Genomic DNA, 16,289 nt, shown 5'->3' with positions numbered 1-16,289 from the left:
AGAGGGCGCAGGGAATGCCGGATGCGCGCTGCACCCGCGGTCTCATGTGCGATTGTGCATAAGAATGCTGCACATGAGCATACAGGGCAGCGGAGAACATCCGACATTCCCTGCGCAGTGGCTTTACGGCTTATGCCGTGATCTCCCCGGAGACGAGTTCTTGGTTGACTCCGTCGCTGCCGTTTTCGCTCACGCTTCTCCGACAGCTTGACGCCTGCAACGGGCGCCAGGACCACACGGTTTTGCCGTACGCCTATCCACGCCATCGTCGAGGCGTAAACCAGCGTCCACCGCAACCCGTCCAACGTCCGTGACGACGGCCGACGCCCTCTGAGTGGGACGGGATGGCTATTATGTAAACTGATTTTTGCTTCCGTAAAACAGAAATATTTTTGATTTCTGGGCTTGACACGAATTCTGACAATCAGAAGTGATTTGCCCGTCGGGTTGTTTTGTCGCGCCCGCCGCATCCATATCGTTGTTGCGCAAGGGACGCCTCAGTTCGCGGAGCGTAGGTGAGTTAGGGCTTGAATCCAAAAATTCAGGGTGGTCCACGGATGTCCGCTTTGCTGCGCATTCCGGACTCAAGTCGGGCATCCCGTGAGAGTTGGCGCGCGATGCGCTGCTCATTGACGTCGTCTGCCTGTATAAAATTGACCACCTCGTCGCCGAATAGCTTCCCTGGCCGTTGGAACCTACTTGCAGACAGGAACGTTCCTTGTTGGAGCGCCGCGCTTTCATGCTGAAATCGCGCGTGCTTCAACAGGAGTACACCATGAACATTTTCTATATCATCGGCGTCATCGTCGTCATTCTCGTCGTCGCCAGCTTTCTCGGGCTGCGTTGAACGGGATAGTTGGTGGGCTGCGCGATCATGAGTTCAGGTCGCGAATTCTGAACCCAAGCACGGCGAGCGAGAGCGTTGCCTCGGTCGAATTGGCGAGACCTATCGTGCTTTTCGCAACGCCGTAAGCCCAAAGGCATAGACCGGTCGAAAGTGCCGCCAGCATTTTCAATGCCTGATCAGACCTGGAGTGTCGTGCTGTCGTTTTCTGAAGCTGCGGCCGATGCGAAAGCGATGTCGATGCGGCTGCCAATACTCAAAGAATGTGGACTTTATATTGCTCCGGACGGCGGGCCGCTAGCTCAAGCGACTTAGCGCTTCTTCGGTCACGATCCGCTCAAAATTCTCTTCCTTGCTTTTGACGCGATATCGAAGGCGCCCGTCGGCCTCCACGGGCAGCAGTGCGAGGACCGTATAGACATTGCTCTGCTCGACGACATCGCGGCCTTGCGGTCCGTCAACCTGGCGGAAGACATCGTCGTCGATATGATAAACGTGTTGCATCATGTGCCTCGATTGCGAGAGTAGGCCGCAGCTTCGGATTGTCCTGCTGCTCAACGGATTTTGAATCGGCTGGGGACGATGCTGCAGCATCTTTTCAGCGTGCGGGTTACCAAGGTTGCCGGATTTCTCCGCCCGACCTCGCCATAACTCTATGGCCGTAGACCACGCTGCCCAGCCGAAATGTTGAAGCGGGAATCTGGTCTGATTGCTCGAAACCAACAGGCCGTAATGGATAAGGTTCCCGGAACTTCCTCGCGCATGCGGTTGTTGAGCGGCTATTCCGTCGAGAATGACGGATTATGTCTTCCGCCTTCGCTCTTTGAGCGACGGCGGACAGGTCGGCTCAATCCGTCCAACGAGATTTGGCGCAACACGCTTGATTCCGGTCCTCTCACACGATTAGCTCCCGCCAGAGGTTCGGGAAAATCACATGCCGCGCATTGTTGTCCTTGGTGCTGGCTTCGCAGGCCTCTGGGCCGCCCTGGGTGCTGCGCGCAAGCGTGACGAGATCGGCGCGCCGGCGGCGGATGTCGAGATACTGGTCGTCGACCGCAACCCCTACCACAACATCAGGGTTCGCAATTACGAGGTCGATATCGGCGAGGCGGCGATACCGCTTGCCGAACTGCTCGACCCGGTTGGTGTCGATCACAGGGTTGCCGAGGTGCGGGCGGTCGATCCCGCCCGGCAGCAGGTGAGCGTCACCACGAATGGCGGCAGCGAGGTCATCGACTACGATCGGCTGGTGCTGACGCTGGGCAGCCAGCTCGCGCGCCCGGCTATACCGGGGCTGGCGGCCTGTGGCTTCGATGTGGATAGTTATGCGGCGGCCGTCCGGCTCGAGGCGCACCTTGCCGCATTGGGCGGGCAGGCGGATGCCGAAGGCCGCGCCACGGTGGTCATCGTCGGCGCGGGCTTTACCGGCATCGAAGTCGCGACCGAGATGCCGGGCAAGCTTGAAAAGGCGGGCCTCACCGGCGAGCGACGGATTATTCTCGTCGATCCCAATCCCGTTATGGGCGTGACACTCGGAGAACAAGCGCGCCCGATCGTCACTGAAGCGCTGGCGGCGCTGGGTGTGGAAACGCGGCTCAACGCAAGGGTCACGGCGATCGATGCGAATGCCGTCACGCTGAGCTCCGGCGAAGTCATCCCGGCGCGGACGGTGGTGTGGTGCGGGGGGATGAGGGCAAGTCCGGTGGCGCAAACAATTGATGTCGAGCGCGATCGGCTTGGCCGCCTCCACGTGGATCAGTTCATGCGCCTCACCGGTGCGACAAACATCTTTGCCGCCGGCGACGTGGCTTCCTGCGTCGTGGACGGCGAACATGCCACCGTGATGTCCTGCCAGTTCGCACGGCCGATGGGCCGCTTTGCCGGAAACAACGTTGTCGCCGAACTGCTTGGGCAACCGATGCTTCCGCTTGACATCGATTGGTATGTCACCGTGCTGGACCTTGGAGCCTGGGGCGCGCTGCACACCGTCGGATGGGATCGCCAGCTGCACGCCTCCGGCGCCGCTGCCAAGGCGACCAAGCAGATTATCAACCGGCAGCGGATCTATCCGCCGCGGACCGGTGTAAGGGCGGATATTCTCGCTGCTGCCGCGCCGATGGTGCAGAAGCCGCCGGCCGGGCGCTAGACACCCCCTATCGCGTCATCCTGAGGTGCGCGTCTTGCGCGCCTCGAAGGATGAGAAGCGCCCGTGGCCCATCCTTCGAGGCTCGCTGCGCTCGCACCTCAGGATGACGTGTGCCGCAAGCAAAACAGACAACCCCCCGTTCACCGCTTTCCTTCGATCGCGATCTCGACCAGATAGGGACGATTTCCCGCAATGGCTCGCTCCATGACCGCGGCAATGTCGCCGGCCTTTTCGACCCTGACGCCTTCGACGCCCATGCCGGCCGCCAGATGCACAAAATCGAGGTCCGGTCCCGTCAGGTCCATCTGCTGATAGGGATGCTGCGTGCCCGCCTCGAAGTTCTGACGCCAGACGTCGACATTGTGCTTGAGGATGCGATACTCCCGGTTTGAAAGAATGACGAACACGATCGCCAGCTTGTGGTGAGCCGCCGTCCATAGCGCCTGAATGCTGTACATCGCCGAGCCGTCGCCGGAGACGGCGACCACCGGGCGATCCGGCATCGCGACCTTCACCCCGATCGCGCCTGAAAATCCCTGGCCAATGCCGCCGCCGCGCCCGCCGAAATAATCACCGAAGCCGCGATAATCGAACGACCGCGCCAGATCGAGGCTGGCGGTAATGCTTTCGTCCACGATGACGACATTGTCAGGCAGACTTCGCCGGAGTTCGGCCGTCACTCGCGCCATCGAGCTTGGCTCGCGATTCCAGGCTTTCTCCAGCCGCGCCCGGTGCGCCTCCCGATCGCGGGCGCTCAACTCGGCCAGCGCCTGATTGCGGCGCTCTGAGGCGAGCCTGAATTCGGCGCTTTGCCGCGCGCTCACAATCTTCGCCAGCGAGGCGATGCTGGCCGCCATGTCGCCGACGATGCCGCCGTCGAGGCGGTGATTGAACGCCAGGCGCTCGGGCGATTCCTCGATCTGGACGACAACGGCGCCGTCGGGAAAATGGCTGCCTTCCGCATACCATATGTCCTCGAAGAACGGGCCTCCCAGCAGCAAGACGAGATCGGTATCCGACAGGGCTTTACGAACCTGCGCGGCGTCGGCCGGGAGCGATTGGCGGTAGTTCGGATGGCTGGTCGGAAACGGCGCATGGGCGCGCAACCCTTCGAACCAAACCGGTGCGCCGATGGCCTCCGTGAGTGCGACGAGTGCTTGCGTGGCCCCCGACCGGGCGACGTCATCGCCGGCAACGATCGCGGGCCGCTGCGATTTCAGAAGAAGCGAGGCCAGTTCCTCGATCCCGGCGGGGTCCGGTGGTGGCGAACGCCACAATTTATCTGGTGCGATCGCCTCGATAGTCGTTTCCTGCTCCAGCACGTTGATCGGAAGCGAGACGAAGACCGGTCCCCTGGGTGCATCGGTCGCGACCTTGAAAGCGCGCCGCAGCACCGGCGCGAGCTCATCCGCGCGCTCCACCTGCACGCTCCATTTGGTGACCGGCGCCGCCATGGCGACGAGATCATGGCCCAGCACCGGGTTGGCCAGCCGCATGCGCGTATCCTGCTGACCGGCGGTCACGACGAGCGGCGAATTGGCCTTGAGCGCGCCGTAGATAGCGCCGATGGCATTGCCGAGCCCGGGAGCTACGTGGAGATTTGCCACAGCCGCGCGGCCGGTGGCCTGCGCATGGAAACTCGCCGCGCCGACCGCCACGCCCTCATGGAGGGTCATGACATACTCGATCTGCGGATAGCTCACCAAACTGTTCAGCAACGGCGTTTCTGTCGTCCCGGGATTGCCGAAGATGTGGCTCACGCCGTTCGACACCAGCGAATCCATCACTACACGCCGTCCGCGCATTAATTTGCTCCCTTTCAGGTTCGTTTTTTGGACGATAACACGCAGGCAGCATCGTGAGCGAGCTCCCGGGCGCGCATGTGGGTTCCTCCTGGCGCGCTTGTTTTTGGAACTAACCTGGGTCAGGCTGGTTTCGTTTTCTCAACTGGAGAACGCACCGATGAAGCTGTTTGTGACGGCGTTCGCTGCTGCACTTGCAAGCAGCACCTTCGCGCTTGCTGACACCCCGGCGACACCGGCCGAGGCGGAGAAGATCAAGGCTGTGCTGGAAGGCCTTGGCTGCACGGGCGGCAAGATGGAAAAGGAAACCGAGGCCAGCAGCTATTTTGAAGTCGATGACGCCAAATGCAGGGATGGGCAGTACGACATCAAGCTCGACAAGGACTTCAAGCTGATCGCCATGATCCGCGACTGAGCGGGGCGGGACAGGTGATTTGCCCGTCCGGGTTGAAGTGGCCAGGCGTTGAGACGCCGCCTAAACAGACATCAAAAAGCTGGCGCCCGTGTCGCACCCCGCGCATTCGAACGTGCGCAGTTCGATGTGGGAGCTGCTCGGTTCGATGAGCGTCAGCTTCATCGGCCTGCCGCATGTGGCGCACGGCAGCTCCGTGGTTTGAAAATGGGTGCAGCTCGGCGGTGGACGCGCGATTTTCATGATTGCTCTTTCGACGTCGCAGGCCTTGTTCAATCCTCCCGGTAGACGCCGCCGGCTCAGTTCAAGACGTCAAGGGCAGGGTTTGAACTGTCCAAACCGTGCCCTGGTCAGAGCTGTATAGACGTTACTCTGCTCGACGACGTCGCAACCCTGCGGTCCGTCCTGGCGGCGTGTTCCATCATGTGCCTCGATTGCAAGAGTAGGCGCAGCTTCGTATTTTCCTGCTTCTCAACGGATTTTGAATCGGCTGGGGACGATGCTGCAGCACCTATTCAGCGTACGGGTTACCAAGGTTGCCGGATTTCTCCGCCCGACCTCGCCATAACTCTATGGCCGTAGTCCACGCTGCCCAGCCGAAAGGTCGAAGAGAGGATCTGGTCGGATTGCTCGAAACCAACAGACCGTTATGGCTAAGGTTCCGGAATCCCCTGACAAAGGCAGGATTGATTTTCCAGACAGAGCGACATTGATAAGTAAGTCGCCGACTTATAGCCGTCCCGAAGCCGGGTCAGTTGGACGACTCAATCGTCGCGGGCGACCAGGCTGCCTTCGCTTGCGATCTGAATGGTGCGGTGGCCGAACATTTCAACCGCATACCGGAGCCCACCGGCCCGATCCTTGAATATCGCAACGACCGTTCCCTCAGCGTGGTTGCTGAATGCTTGATGGACCTTGTCACCAACTGCGAATCTGGAAGCCATGGCGAATCCTCCACCCCACAGGCTTTGCCTCCAGTCAGGCTTATGTGCGGCTTCTTTGCGATCCATAAGTTGTCCCCGGCGGCGTGAAGTGCCCGTTCGGTCCTAGGAGCAGACTCGGACATGGGCGCTTAGAACCTCGCTCTTCAAATGGGGACTGACGGATTCAATTTTTTCGGATTCAATTTTTTCCGACTGAGCTAAATTGACCATGCGGTGTTGCCGAAGCAGCCCATACTCAGACCATGACCTGGAGGCGACAATGCTGACCCATCAAGAATTCGCATCGCTGCTTGCGGTTGGCCATACCGCCGTAAATGACCGTCCGGCGGTCATCCCTGCCGAACACAGCGCTCGACTGATCGCGTTAGGCTACATGGCCGATATCGCTGGCAAGTTGCGCCTAACCACACCGGGCAAAAATCGGATTGCTGCCGGAATCGCAGCTTTAGCCTCGTAGCGGCGGTGCGTCCGGGCGCAGCTGTCACGTCGGGTATTCCGATCATCACTCAATATGGCAGTCAAGCAATGATAGCGATGACGGGTTCGTCGTTAGTGTGAAAAGAGGATCGGCACGGGTGGCTTCGATAACAGGCTCTTGGTGGCGCCTCCGAGGATGAACTGGCGTAGCCGTGAGTGGCCATAAGCACCCATCACAAGCAAATCCACCCGGTGGGACAGAGAATACGATTCAAGGACGCTGCCAATCGGCTTGCCCTTGGCTTCGATCCTTTCCAGCACAACGTCGATTTCGTGCCGAGCCAAATTCTTTGCAAGTTGCTCAGCAGAATGCTTTGTATCCATGTCCTTTTCACCGACAATTGTGACCACATGGACCTTTCTCGCTTTTTCAAGAAGCGGAAGAGCGTCCGATATCGCGCGGGCGGCAGCTCGGCTGAAATCCCAAGCCACAGCGATCGTGCCAAGCTCGAACGAACGTGACCGGGGAGTTTTCGGCAAGACCAGGGTGGGCTTACCTGATCCAAAAATAACCGCCTCCGCGTACATTTGATCGTCCGAGTCCATAACTGGCATGATGGTTAGATCGTGGAGCCGGGCATAGTCGACAAGCAGGTTCGGGACCTCAGTGGGGGTACATTTTTGAAGGATTGGTTCGTGAGGAACGCCAGCCCTTTCCGCGGCTTTGTCGAATGCCGCGAGCAGGGTCTGAGCATTATGCCGGCTCTTGGCGCCTTCACCCGCAATGATCTCGGGAAGATTGGCGAACGAGCCCGAAAGGAAATGTCCGGGCACTTGAACGTGCGTTTCGCAGGACAGCGCTGCCAGATGCGCGCCGAGGACCGCAGCGATTGAAACCGCATCGTCGACTACCGATGAAGGAGACGGTTCGGGATAGCTCGTCAATGTCACGAGAACATCTTTGAAAGCCAAGACTTCCTCCTCATGGCAATGCAGCGATCACCCAAATCCTGGGCGAGGTGTGCGATGACGATGGCGGGAGCGCCGTGGCTCTCAGTCACCGATAGCGGCGAACAACGACGCGATGATAACTCCTATATGGGCACCAGACTCGGGAAAGCGAGCTGAAGCGTCCATGTCCGAGATGGGTCAAATCGCCACTGGTCGCACGCTCGAGTATTATGCGGCTCAGACAGCGACTTCTCGCTAACGCCGACCGGTGTACTGGCTAAGGCTCAAGCGTTTTAAGGAAGCTGATGAAATCGCCAACTTGCCCGGGATCCAACCTGAACTCGGGCATATTCGCATGACCGGTGGAGAGCCCTTCGCCAAGCGCTTCTTCGAGCGACTCGACGGGATACCGCAGGTGGAGAGTTCGAAACGGCGGGGCAATGGCTAAGGAACTCAGGGTGAACTTATCGATGGAATGGCAATGCGAACAGTTGGCTTGTGCAAACGCCTTGCCCGCCGAGGCGTTGGGTTCGGCACTGCATAAGGTTGCATTGACCGGCACGCTTAGTGCGATAACAGCAGAGCTTGCGATACTCACCTTGAGTTGGTGCAAGTACATCAAACAAGTCGCTCCCGGCCAACGTGCCTGTTGTGTCCGTCCAGAGGCCCGTGACACCCTCTTACATTTTAAGCTAACTGCGTCGGCGTTGCGGGCTGAGCCTTTTTTGGATGGTGGTCGTGCAGGTACGACGCCAAATGTTTTCCCATTATACTGTCACCGGCCACAGCGGTTTCGAACAGGTTCTCTTGCACGTCGCGAGGCAGGTCCGGCCACAATGCGAGCGCGGCCTTGCCCAGCAGGCGCTCGAACTCGAGAGTTGAGTTAGCCATCATCATTGGACCAATCTGTTTAAGGCGGGCAGGGGCAGTCGGTCCCCCTCATTCCGGTTCGCAGTGAACGAACTCGCGATAAATCTCTTTTCCGCTTTCGTTGACAACCAATATCTCAAGGTCCTGGTCGTCCCGCAGGCTGTTGTCGCGGAAGTCCTGCGCGATCTCCTTGCAGTGGCTGATCGCTTCGGCATTGGTGTTGAACTCGATGCCGGTGCGGTCTCGCATCGGGACGCCGTCTTTCATGTCAAAAAAGAACTTTTGCATGGTCAATGCTCGATCGTGCGGGTCATCGCCGATCCAACGCGGCTACTTCGGTATCACGTGCCGATCATGAATGTCGTGAGTGGCCACGTATTCGCGACGGGCGTCGATGGCGCGTTGATGCCATACGATTGCTTCGTCGATCCAGTAGTCATGACGTGTTGGATCCTCGTGCGCGTTCTCACGACAGGTTGACGCTTTGGCGATGCACTCGTGGCGCCGATACATCAGGCCACCAATCCGCGACGATCCAACCATGCATCAGTCACCGCGCTTTCGATGATGTGCCGTTGAATCCTCCTGCAATGCGGGCAGGTAAACGTTCGCAGGTCCTGGCCGGTATCGCTCGGTTCGATAGCGGTCAACTTCATCGGAGAACCGCAAGCCGTGCATTGTGGACCCTGGCTTTGTCTTTGGAGCATGGACGTTACCTCAGTTCGGTGTTCTGAGTTCTCCCCCGAGCCATCCGACCGCCCTCGACTTCAAGGGGGCGGGCGCAATGACGTTTGCCTGATGAGGCCAGCCTGGCACTCCCCCGGTCCCTCGTCTGCTCCATTTTGATCACATTCCGAAAGTTAACGAGTTGGAGCGCATTCCAAAACCGATGCGCAAGCGTCGCGTCGGGGGCGTCCCAATCGGGATCCGGCATATCTGTTTCGCATAGTGGTCAAAATTGAACAGCGCCAAAGAACGGGATGTGCTGACATTTGCAGAGGACGGGTGCGCCATTCGGCTGCGCCCGGTTCTCAAAGACCGGCCCCAGCAGGAAGCCAGCCCCGGGCTGGGGCCGCTCTCATCGCGGCGCGCCGGCCGATCACATCGCCATTGCGATCACCAGAATTCAACGAGGCCGCAGCGCGACGTCGTTTCGCATTCACGCTCGAGCGTGGTGAGTTTGGACAGAATGACCCCGGCGCTTGGGCTTGGGGGCTGGTCACGCCGGGGCCACACCTGGGAACGTCGCCGTTGCGGACAACGACGTTCGGCTTCAAGCCGATCACATTCGGGGCGGCGGCGCTGTTCTCTTTTGCTCACTTCCAATTATTGGAACCCAAATCCCGCAACGTTGAGCGTTTCGGAGGGTTCTGGAACTTGTGCGAGGGGCGGCGGTTGGTCCGTTCACAGGAGAGTTCAATGCACAAGGATGGAAAGCAAATCGTCGAGACAGCGGTGGAGGCAAGAGGAGGTCTGTTGGGCAGACCGGTTCTCCTGGTGCTCATCGTGAGCTGCATTCTGGCAGTTGCCGCACTTGTCGTGACGTATTCAGGGGCGTGAGAGGTCCGTTGAAACGACGCGCTCGAACGTTATGGTTCGCGCTTGATCTCGGGTTTGTCGTACAGGACCGCATTCAGCAATGAACTATTGACCTCGATTTTTCCGTTGTAGCTGATGAAGCCAAGCTTGCGGAATTTGTTCATGAAGAAGCTCACCCGGGACCGGGTGGTGCCGATCATCTCGGCCAGGGTCTCCTGGCTGATATTTGGAGTGATCGGCTGGGGACTGCCTTCCTTGCCGAAATTCGCCAGCAGAAGCAGCAGGCGCGCCAACCGCTTTTCGCTGGAGTTGAAGAGCTGATCGATCAGGTCTTCCTCAATGCGGCTGTTGCGGGTCAACAGATAGGCCATGAACATCTCGGAAAATTTCGGTTGATCGTGAAGGGTCGCAAGCATCGCGGCCTTCGTGATACCGGTAACCAGGCAGTCTTCCATCGCGGTCGTGGTCGCGATCCGCACCGAATGGCCGTTCATGCAGCCTTCGCCAAAGAACTGGCCGGGTCCAAAAATCCCGACCACCGCCTCTTTGCCCTGCTCGGATATGACAACAACCTTGACCCGGCCGCTTTGAATATAAAAGACGGTGTCTGCCGCATCGCCCTGGGCGAAGACGACCTGATCCTTATGAAATTCAAGGATGGTTTTGCCCTCGCCCACGACGGCGAGGAACGCCTTGGGATCAAAGGCAGCGTGATTGGTGTTGTTGGCCATGTTCGGTTTGGTCCCGCGGCAGAACATCTACTCTAGCCGTTTTGGCCGTAGCGGTCCGCAATTTAACTACGTCCGGGGCGGCCCTACTTATGGCCATCCACGGTATGGGCGGCCAGCCACTTTTTGTCGCAGGCGAGCGAGCGCATCGAAGCAGCTATCTGCCGGCGCTCATTGCGGGCGGGCCCGGGCGGCATGGAGCGCGCGTGCCTGATAATCAGCCGGCGCAGTTCGTAAAGCTCCGCCATCGTGTAGCGGTTGGTTTCGACGGTGTTATTCTCCACAAGCTCGCGGGCCCATGTCATCTGCCTGATCTTCCGATGTGGGGTGATGATAGCATCATGCCGCGTCGCAGCACCGACTCGCTGGTCAAAATTGCTCACATTGCCAAATAACGGGAAGGGGAACCCTCGGGGGTACGCCGCACGAGGTCCGAAAAGTGCCCAAACCGTCTCTCAATCCACGATTTTCCAGTACGAGTCCTTGCGGATCACCTTGCCCTCGCGGAACGTATAGAAGTCACAACCCTGGAGTTCCTTTCGCGCGCCCTCGCGGGTGGTGCCTGTGAGGGTCCATTTCGAGATGCCGGTGTCGGCAACCGCGTCGACAAAATGCGCAGGGTTGCCGTAGTGGACATCGGGCAAGCCTTCCAAGCGCGTTGCCAGCGCTTGGCGTACATTCCGCTTGCCCTCGAAACGGGAGCCCCACGGGCTGCTTCCCCTCGGCATCTCCAGCACGCAATCGTCAGCAAAGCATGCCATGATGCGGTCGAGATCGTGCGCGTTGAAGGCTTCACACAGCTCCGTCAGTGCGGCGCGAATGTCCATTTGCCGTCTCCATCCCGTTTGGACAGTCCTGCCTGCACGCGCATCAGAGGCCGAGCGTGACCTCGGCCCAGCGCATCACCCTATCGCCGTTGAGGAATTCGATCACGCTTCGCTCGCTCGCCGCCGGCCGGTCATGGCCGAGCACGGCGGTTGCGGCGATCATGTCGCAGCGTTCGTTGAAGACGACCGATATCGCCGTTTTGCCGGGCGGATTGCGCGCGTTGAGCGCGTAGGCGCGGCTGCGGCCTTTCATCCACGCAATGTTGACCGGACGGCCGGCGCCGAGCGGCGCAACGTCGCCGACGAGAACAAGATCTCCCATGCGATCCAGATCTTCATCGTCGGCGACGCCGGTCGTGCAATTGCAGAACCCGATCTTGGCACGCAGATAGAGGCTTACCTCGGCGCCGCAGTCAGCCGCCTTGCAGCGGAACGCCTTGCCCTTTCCCCACTGATCGATCGGGAAGGGCCAGGCCACCTCGGTCCAAACAGGCGCGGTCGCAGTTGCGGCCGCGTGCCGTGGCAGACCGAACCAGGCCAACGCCGCCGCGAGTACGCACCCCAGCGAGGCTGCTGCGACGGCGATAGCTACCTTTCTCATTGCGTCACCGTTCTGCTCGCTAGTTGCTGGCGAGATAGGTCTTTGCCGCCGCTATCTCGCGCCGTTCCGTGTCGGCGTTCGCCGCAAGCGCCATCAGTTGCTGATAGTTCTGTCGCGCCGCCGCCTTGTCACCGAGCGTGTCGGCGGCCTTGGCTGCACCGGCGTAGCCCTGGAAGCGGTTCGGCTCCTTGGCCTTGGTGGCCTCGAATGCCACAAGCGCCTCCTTGGTCATGCCGCGATCGAGCAGCATGAAGCCGTAGAGTTCGCGCGCCGGCGCCAGCGGACCCGGTGTGACCACATGCTTCTCGGTCAGGTCCTCGGCGTCCGCTGCCGCACTCATGGCCTTGAGGGCCTCGTCGTATTTGCCCTCCGCGTGCAGCACCCAGGCAGCGGCGACCTGATGCTGGATGTCGACGATCTGCGACCAGTAATTATCCTTGGCGTCGCGCAACTTGTCGCGCAATTCCGCGAGCTTCTGGACATCGGCCTTGGCGGCTTCCGGCTTGCCGGAGCGCGCCGCGCCGAGCGCGCGTGCGAAATGCGAGATCGCCATCGCGTAGTTCAGGCCGCTCGGCCTGACCGATAGTTGCGAGGCGGCGTCCCAGTCGCCGCGGTCGATCGCAAAGCGCGCCGGCGAGGCCGCCAGCGCGTAGTCGGCGGCCGCGACCGTCGCCTTGAAGTCGGTCTCCTTGATCATGTCGTCGATGACGGCGCGCGCCTGCTGGTCCTGGGCGAGCTGAAGATGGGCATAAACCATGTAATCCTGCGCGTGCAGGTAATTGCCCACCGACTTCTCGGACTTCGCGGCTTTCACGGAGGCGGCGTTGGAGGCGATCGATTCCTTCCAATAGCCGACGCGGGTGTAGATGTGCGACGGCATGTGCTGGGCGTGCGGCGCGGCCGGCGCGATCTTGGCGTAGCGGTTGGCGGCGTCGAGGCCTTTTTGCGCGGTCGCCGGATAGTCGTAGAGGTGGATCAAATAGTGCGTCACGCCCGGATGCTGCGGCAGCCGTACCGACATCGGCTCCAGGATCGCGGCGCCCTTGGTCTGCTGCGCGTAGGTCTTGTCCTTCAAATCCGCCGACGTGTTGAGGGTGATGGCGTAGGCAATCTGGGCCTCGTCATCTTCTGGATATTTCGCCGCGATGTCGGCCTGTTTGTCGCGCAGCGCGCGCATGCGCTGGGCGTGGGGGATCGTTTCGTGGTCTGCGTACATCACCATCATCGCATCGATGTAGTCGCGTTCGCGATCGGTCTTTGCTCCGATCTCCCTGGCTTTGGTGATCGCGGCGAGGCCGGGCGCAAGATTCGGCTGCGGAATTGCGGCGTGCGGATTGTCCATCATCGTGAGCGCGATGCCCCAATAGGCCATGGCGCATGACGGGTCAGCCTTGATGGCCTCCTCGAAGATCTCCTTGGCATTGGTGTACCAGAACGAGTGCTGATAGCGCATCGCGCGATCGAAGCGGCGCTGCGCAACATCGTTGCAGGAGGTCTTGAAGTTCACGTTACCGAGCTGCTGATCGACGTCGTCTTGCGCGGCGACCAGCGGCTGAGACGTAGAAAGCATAAGAGCCGCGACGGCGACACCGAATGGAGACTTCCGCATGGATTTCCTCCCTCTGGCTCATCTATGGATGGCACTATACGACTTTCGCTCCTTTGCCGTAACCACTTTGCCGTAACCACCGCATCGTGGCAGTGCAATTGACCTTTCGGGCCCCTCCGGGCAATCGGCTTAGGTGCGTCTCGGGGACCGCTTTGCAGCTTCACTCGATCAGCTGATCCGCGAGCACAAGAATTGTCGGCGGGAAATTGAGCCCGAGCGACCGGGCAACCCTGACGTTGGCGACCAGCTCGAACCGCGTCGGCAACTGAATCGGCATCTCCGCCGGCTTCTGGCCCTTGAGGATGTTGTCGACATAGCCCGCAGCGCGACGGAACAGGTCGGCGAGATCGGCGCCATAGCTGAAAAGCGCGCCGGCCCGCGCGATTTCAGCATGTTCGCCGATCACGGCAATGCGCAGGTCTGCCGCGATCCGGCAGATGTCATCCATCATGGCCACCGTCAGGAAATCGCGGATGACGATCATGGCCGTGCCGCCGTCGTCGGCGAGCTTCCTGATCTGCTCGGTGAGTTGCGCGGCGGACGGCGCGTTGAGCCCGAGGCGCACCGGCTCGATGCTGGCGCTCCTCGCATCCGCCATGGTCTGCGAGCCCCAGGCGCTGAAGGTGGGATCGGTGGCGTTGTGCATGACGCCGATTTTCTTCAGGCCGGGTAGGATCTCCTTGAGCATTTCGATGCGCTTGGCCGAAATCTCCTCGCCGAACGCCGAGAAGCCGGTCACGGTGCCGCCGGGCCGGGCCAGACTCTGGAACAGTTCAGGATCGCTCTGCACCGCCGGCAACGCCACCGCGACCACGGGAATATTCGTCTTGCGCACGATGGCCCGCGCCGCGGCCTGGCCCGGCGAAAGAAATACATTCACCGGCAGCGCAACCAGCTCGTCGATCATGGCGTGGCCTCGCGCGACGTCGCCGTTGGCGCTGCGCGCATTGACGATGATGGTGCGTCCTTCGACGTGGCCGAGCCCAACCAGCGCCTTGCGAAAAGCGCCGACCGTCACGTCGTCGACGTCGGCATTGGCAAATCCGACAAAGCCGACGATCGGAATGCGTTGTTGTGCCCGCGCTGCCAGCGGCCATGAGACCGCCACGCCGCCGACCAGCCGGATGAACTCGCGTCGCTTCATGGCCGGCCCCGCGCTCGACAGTTTCACCCGATGGTAAGCACTTTTCGGCGGGGGTCCAAGTGCGGCCGGAGCTCCGCGTTGGGTCACAAGCTGATTTGGAGGGTGCGTCCGCACTGCAAGGCGGTCGTTCCACGACGGCGAATGGCCGGATCTCGGCAATAGGGCGATCTAGATGCCTCGCATCTTGTGATCGGCCCAGTTCTTGAGATCGCGTACCGTCAGTACCTCGAGGAACGGGTTGGCCCTGACAAGCTTCTGGCGGGTGGTTCGACCGGTCGCGTCAGCGGCGGCCATGACGGATGCGGCGTCGGCATGTTCGGCGCCGGACAGCAGGGCCACGGCGCCGGCCGGTCCGGCGAAATAGGCCAGATAAAGCGAACCGGATGTGAGCGGCAGGCCCCGCTTATGCAGCGTCCTGGCATATTGCTCCACCAGCCGCGTCATGATCTCCCGCGTCAGCTCGGTGTCCCGTCGCAGCTCCAGCAGTTCTTTGTCGCTGCGGCCCTTGAGCAGATCGCGGCGATGCTTTCGGATGGCTTCGAGCCATGTGTCGTCAAGAAACTGACCAGCCCCGGTGGCGCTGGACAGCTTGTTCTTCTTGTTCGCATTTCCCGCCGATTCGACCTTGATGATGCGCTCCACCAGAGCCTTGACGTCGATTGAATCGATTGTCTGCCGGTTTGAAAGGCTGCGAAAGATGTAGAGGCTTGCAATTACCGCCAACGCAATCGCCGCCGCCAGAACGATCGCAACGATTGCCACGTAGCGCGAGTCTCGCGATATGTCAGGTGCGCACCGCTCGTCCGGGCGAGGCGGCCTGATTTCCTCGACATGCTCTGTTCGCTTTGGGGGACGAGCGAGGTGAGGCGGTTCGGCGCCGGCCAGCGCGACATTGCACGACGGCCATTGCGCTAGGTCTGGCATCGGGACGACAAGTTCAATGCTTGAAGCAGACCATCGAAAGCATTCGGACGACACGGCCTGGCCTCGCCCATCGGCTTCGGCCGGGCCACCCTTGCCGCTTTGTCGGGATTTGTGGATTGAGGCCTGGGTTTGTCAGGCTCCGTGTAGTTGGACCCAGGTCGCAATTTTCGGGCAACGGGCTTGTTGCCGCCTGTAGCGCTCCCGACCGTGCCCGAATCCTTTTCTGGAGTTAAGGCCGCCGTTGCATCCGGCGGCGGTGCTGGTTCGACGGATGGGATCGGCTGAACCGGTGCTTCATGCTGCAAACGGTGGATTGCGCGCCGGTCAGCCGTCTCCAGGGTGTCACCCGAAGCGCTGACGTCGATGGTCAGTTGCTCGAATCGATCTGGCGCACTTGTCTTCGTGCGTCGCGGTGTCCCCAGCTCCATGATGGTCAGTGCGCTGAGGCCAACAACGATGAGACCTGCCCTCATCATGATCTACTGTTCCAGGACGAAGATGCTTGCCCCGAGACGGGGAAAGTAATCTGCC

At 60.6% G+C, this 16,289-nt stretch carries 18 protein-coding genes; 4 read left to right on the top strand and 14 right to left on the bottom strand.

What is annotated here, in order from left to right; genetic code table 11:
- Positions 1-1,141: 1,141 nt before the first annotated feature.
- The gene (locus tag JQ575_RS17890) at positions 1,142-1,351 is read right to left on the bottom strand and encodes a hypothetical protein (protein WP_249166712.1); all 210 of its coding nucleotides are present in this window, start codon (positions 1,349-1,351) and stop codon (positions 1,142-1,144) included.
- Between the two features lie 427 nt (positions 1,352-1,778).
- Between JQ575_RS17890 and JQ575_RS17885 the strand changes: the two genes are divergently transcribed.
- Positions 1,779-2,990 carry an NAD(P)/FAD-dependent oxidoreductase gene (locus JQ575_RS17885; RefSeq protein ID WP_212034523.1) on the top strand — a complete coding sequence of 404 codons (1,212 nt, stop codon included), beginning with the start codon at positions 1,779-1,781 and terminating at the stop codon, positions 2,988-2,990.
- A 140-nt stretch (positions 2,991-3,130) separates the two neighbouring features.
- On the opposite strand, the gene JQ575_RS17880 is transcribed toward JQ575_RS17885, so the two are convergent.
- Positions 3,131-4,795, bottom strand: coding sequence for a thiamine pyrophosphate-binding protein (locus JQ575_RS17880; RefSeq protein ID WP_212034522.1), 1,665 nt, complete (start codon positions 4,793-4,795; stop codon positions 3,131-3,133).
- 157 nt (positions 4,796-4,952) lie between these two features.
- Here JQ575_RS17880 and JQ575_RS17875 point away from each other — a divergent pair, with 157 nt between their 5' ends.
- Positions 4,953-5,207 carry a hypothetical protein gene (locus JQ575_RS17875; protein WP_212034521.1) on the top strand — a complete coding sequence of 85 codons (255 nt, stop codon included), beginning with the start codon at positions 4,953-4,955 and terminating at the stop codon, positions 5,205-5,207.
- Between the two features lie 761 nt (positions 5,208-5,968).
- Here JQ575_RS17875 and JQ575_RS17870 read toward each other — a convergent pair.
- A complete protein-coding gene (locus JQ575_RS17870; RefSeq protein ID WP_212034520.1) occupies positions 5,969-6,214 on the bottom strand; it encodes a hypothetical protein in 246 nt (81 codons plus the stop codon).
- 193 nt (positions 6,215-6,407) lie between these two features.
- On the opposite strand from JQ575_RS17870, the gene JQ575_RS17865 reads away from it, so the two are divergent.
- Positions 6,408-6,605, top strand: a complete 198-nt coding sequence (locus tag JQ575_RS17865; protein ID WP_212034519.1) for a hypothetical protein — start codon at positions 6,408-6,410, stop codon at positions 6,603-6,605.
- Positions 6,606-6,697: 92 nt separating this feature from the next.
- Here JQ575_RS17865 and JQ575_RS17860 read toward each other — a convergent pair whose 3' ends face one another.
- The 4 genes from JQ575_RS17860 to JQ575_RS17845 form a co-directional block, all read right to left on the bottom strand.
- Positions 6,698-7,537 (bottom strand): universal stress protein, encoded by an 840-nt coding sequence (locus JQ575_RS17860; RefSeq protein ID WP_212034518.1) that lies wholly within the window; start codon positions 7,535-7,537, stop codon positions 6,698-6,700.
- 256 nt (positions 7,538-7,793) lie between these two features.
- Positions 7,794-8,135 (bottom strand): cytochrome c, encoded by a 342-nt coding sequence (locus JQ575_RS17855; RefSeq protein ID WP_212034517.1) that lies wholly within the window; start codon positions 8,133-8,135, stop codon positions 7,794-7,796.
- Positions 8,136-8,203: 68 nt separating this feature from the next.
- Positions 8,204-8,413, bottom strand: a complete 210-nt coding sequence (locus JQ575_RS17850; protein ID WP_312015956.1) for a hypothetical protein — start codon at positions 8,411-8,413, stop codon at positions 8,204-8,206.
- 42 nt (positions 8,414-8,455) lie between these two features.
- Entirely contained in the window at positions 8,456-8,674 is a 219-nt protein-coding gene (locus JQ575_RS17845; RefSeq protein WP_212034537.1) for a DUF6894 family protein, read from the bottom strand.
- Positions 8,675-9,637: 963 nt separating this feature from the next.
- Between JQ575_RS17845 and JQ575_RS17840 the strand changes: the two genes are divergently transcribed.
- Positions 9,638-9,946 carry a hypothetical protein gene (locus tag JQ575_RS17840; RefSeq protein ID WP_212034516.1) on the top strand — a complete coding sequence of 103 codons (309 nt, stop codon included), beginning with the start codon at positions 9,638-9,640 and terminating at the stop codon, positions 9,944-9,946.
- A gap of 29 nt (positions 9,947-9,975) precedes the next feature.
- Here the strand turns inward: JQ575_RS17840 and JQ575_RS17835 are convergent, their stop codons facing one another.
- The 7 genes from JQ575_RS17835 to JQ575_RS17805 all read right to left on the bottom strand — a co-directional run bounded on the left by JQ575_RS17835 (position 9,976) and on the right by JQ575_RS17805 (position 15,596).
- Positions 9,976-10,656 (bottom strand): Crp/Fnr family transcriptional regulator, encoded by a 681-nt coding sequence (locus tag JQ575_RS17835; RefSeq protein WP_212034515.1) that lies wholly within the window; start codon positions 10,654-10,656, stop codon positions 9,976-9,978.
- An 83-nt stretch (positions 10,657-10,739) separates the two neighbouring features.
- Positions 10,740-10,958: a hypothetical protein gene (locus tag JQ575_RS17830; protein ID WP_212034514.1), complete on the bottom strand. Its 219-nt coding sequence runs from the start codon at positions 10,956-10,958 to the stop codon at positions 10,740-10,742.
- A gap of 150 nt (positions 10,959-11,108) precedes the next feature.
- The gene (locus JQ575_RS17825; protein ID WP_212034513.1) at positions 11,109-11,480 is read right to left on the bottom strand and encodes a nuclear transport factor 2 family protein; all 372 of its coding nucleotides are present in this window, start codon (positions 11,478-11,480) and stop codon (positions 11,109-11,111) included.
- Positions 11,481-11,523: 43 nt separating this feature from the next.
- Positions 11,524-12,081, bottom strand: coding sequence for a hypothetical protein (locus JQ575_RS17820; protein WP_212034512.1), 558 nt, complete (start codon positions 12,079-12,081; stop codon positions 11,524-11,526).
- Between the two features lie 19 nt (positions 12,082-12,100).
- A complete protein-coding gene (locus JQ575_RS17815; RefSeq protein WP_212034511.1) occupies positions 12,101-13,690 on the bottom strand; it encodes a M48 family metallopeptidase in 1,590 nt (529 codons plus the stop codon).
- Positions 13,691-13,850: 160 nt separating this feature from the next.
- Positions 13,851-14,834 carry an ABC transporter substrate-binding protein gene (locus tag JQ575_RS17810; protein WP_212034510.1) on the bottom strand — a complete coding sequence of 328 codons (984 nt, stop codon included), beginning with the start codon at positions 14,832-14,834 and terminating at the stop codon, positions 13,851-13,853.
- A 168-nt stretch (positions 14,835-15,002) separates the two neighbouring features.
- Positions 15,003-15,596, bottom strand: a complete 594-nt coding sequence (locus JQ575_RS17805; RefSeq protein ID WP_212034509.1) for a lytic transglycosylase domain-containing protein — start codon at positions 15,594-15,596, stop codon at positions 15,003-15,005.
- Between the last annotated feature and the right edge of the window lie 693 nt (positions 15,597-16,289).

This window comes from Bradyrhizobium sp. JYMT SZCCT0428 (genome assembly GCF_018131075.1).
Lineage (GTDB): Bacteria > Pseudomonadota > Alphaproteobacteria > Rhizobiales > Xanthobacteraceae > Bradyrhizobium.
This window is presented reverse-complemented; position numbering and strand designations above follow the sequence as displayed.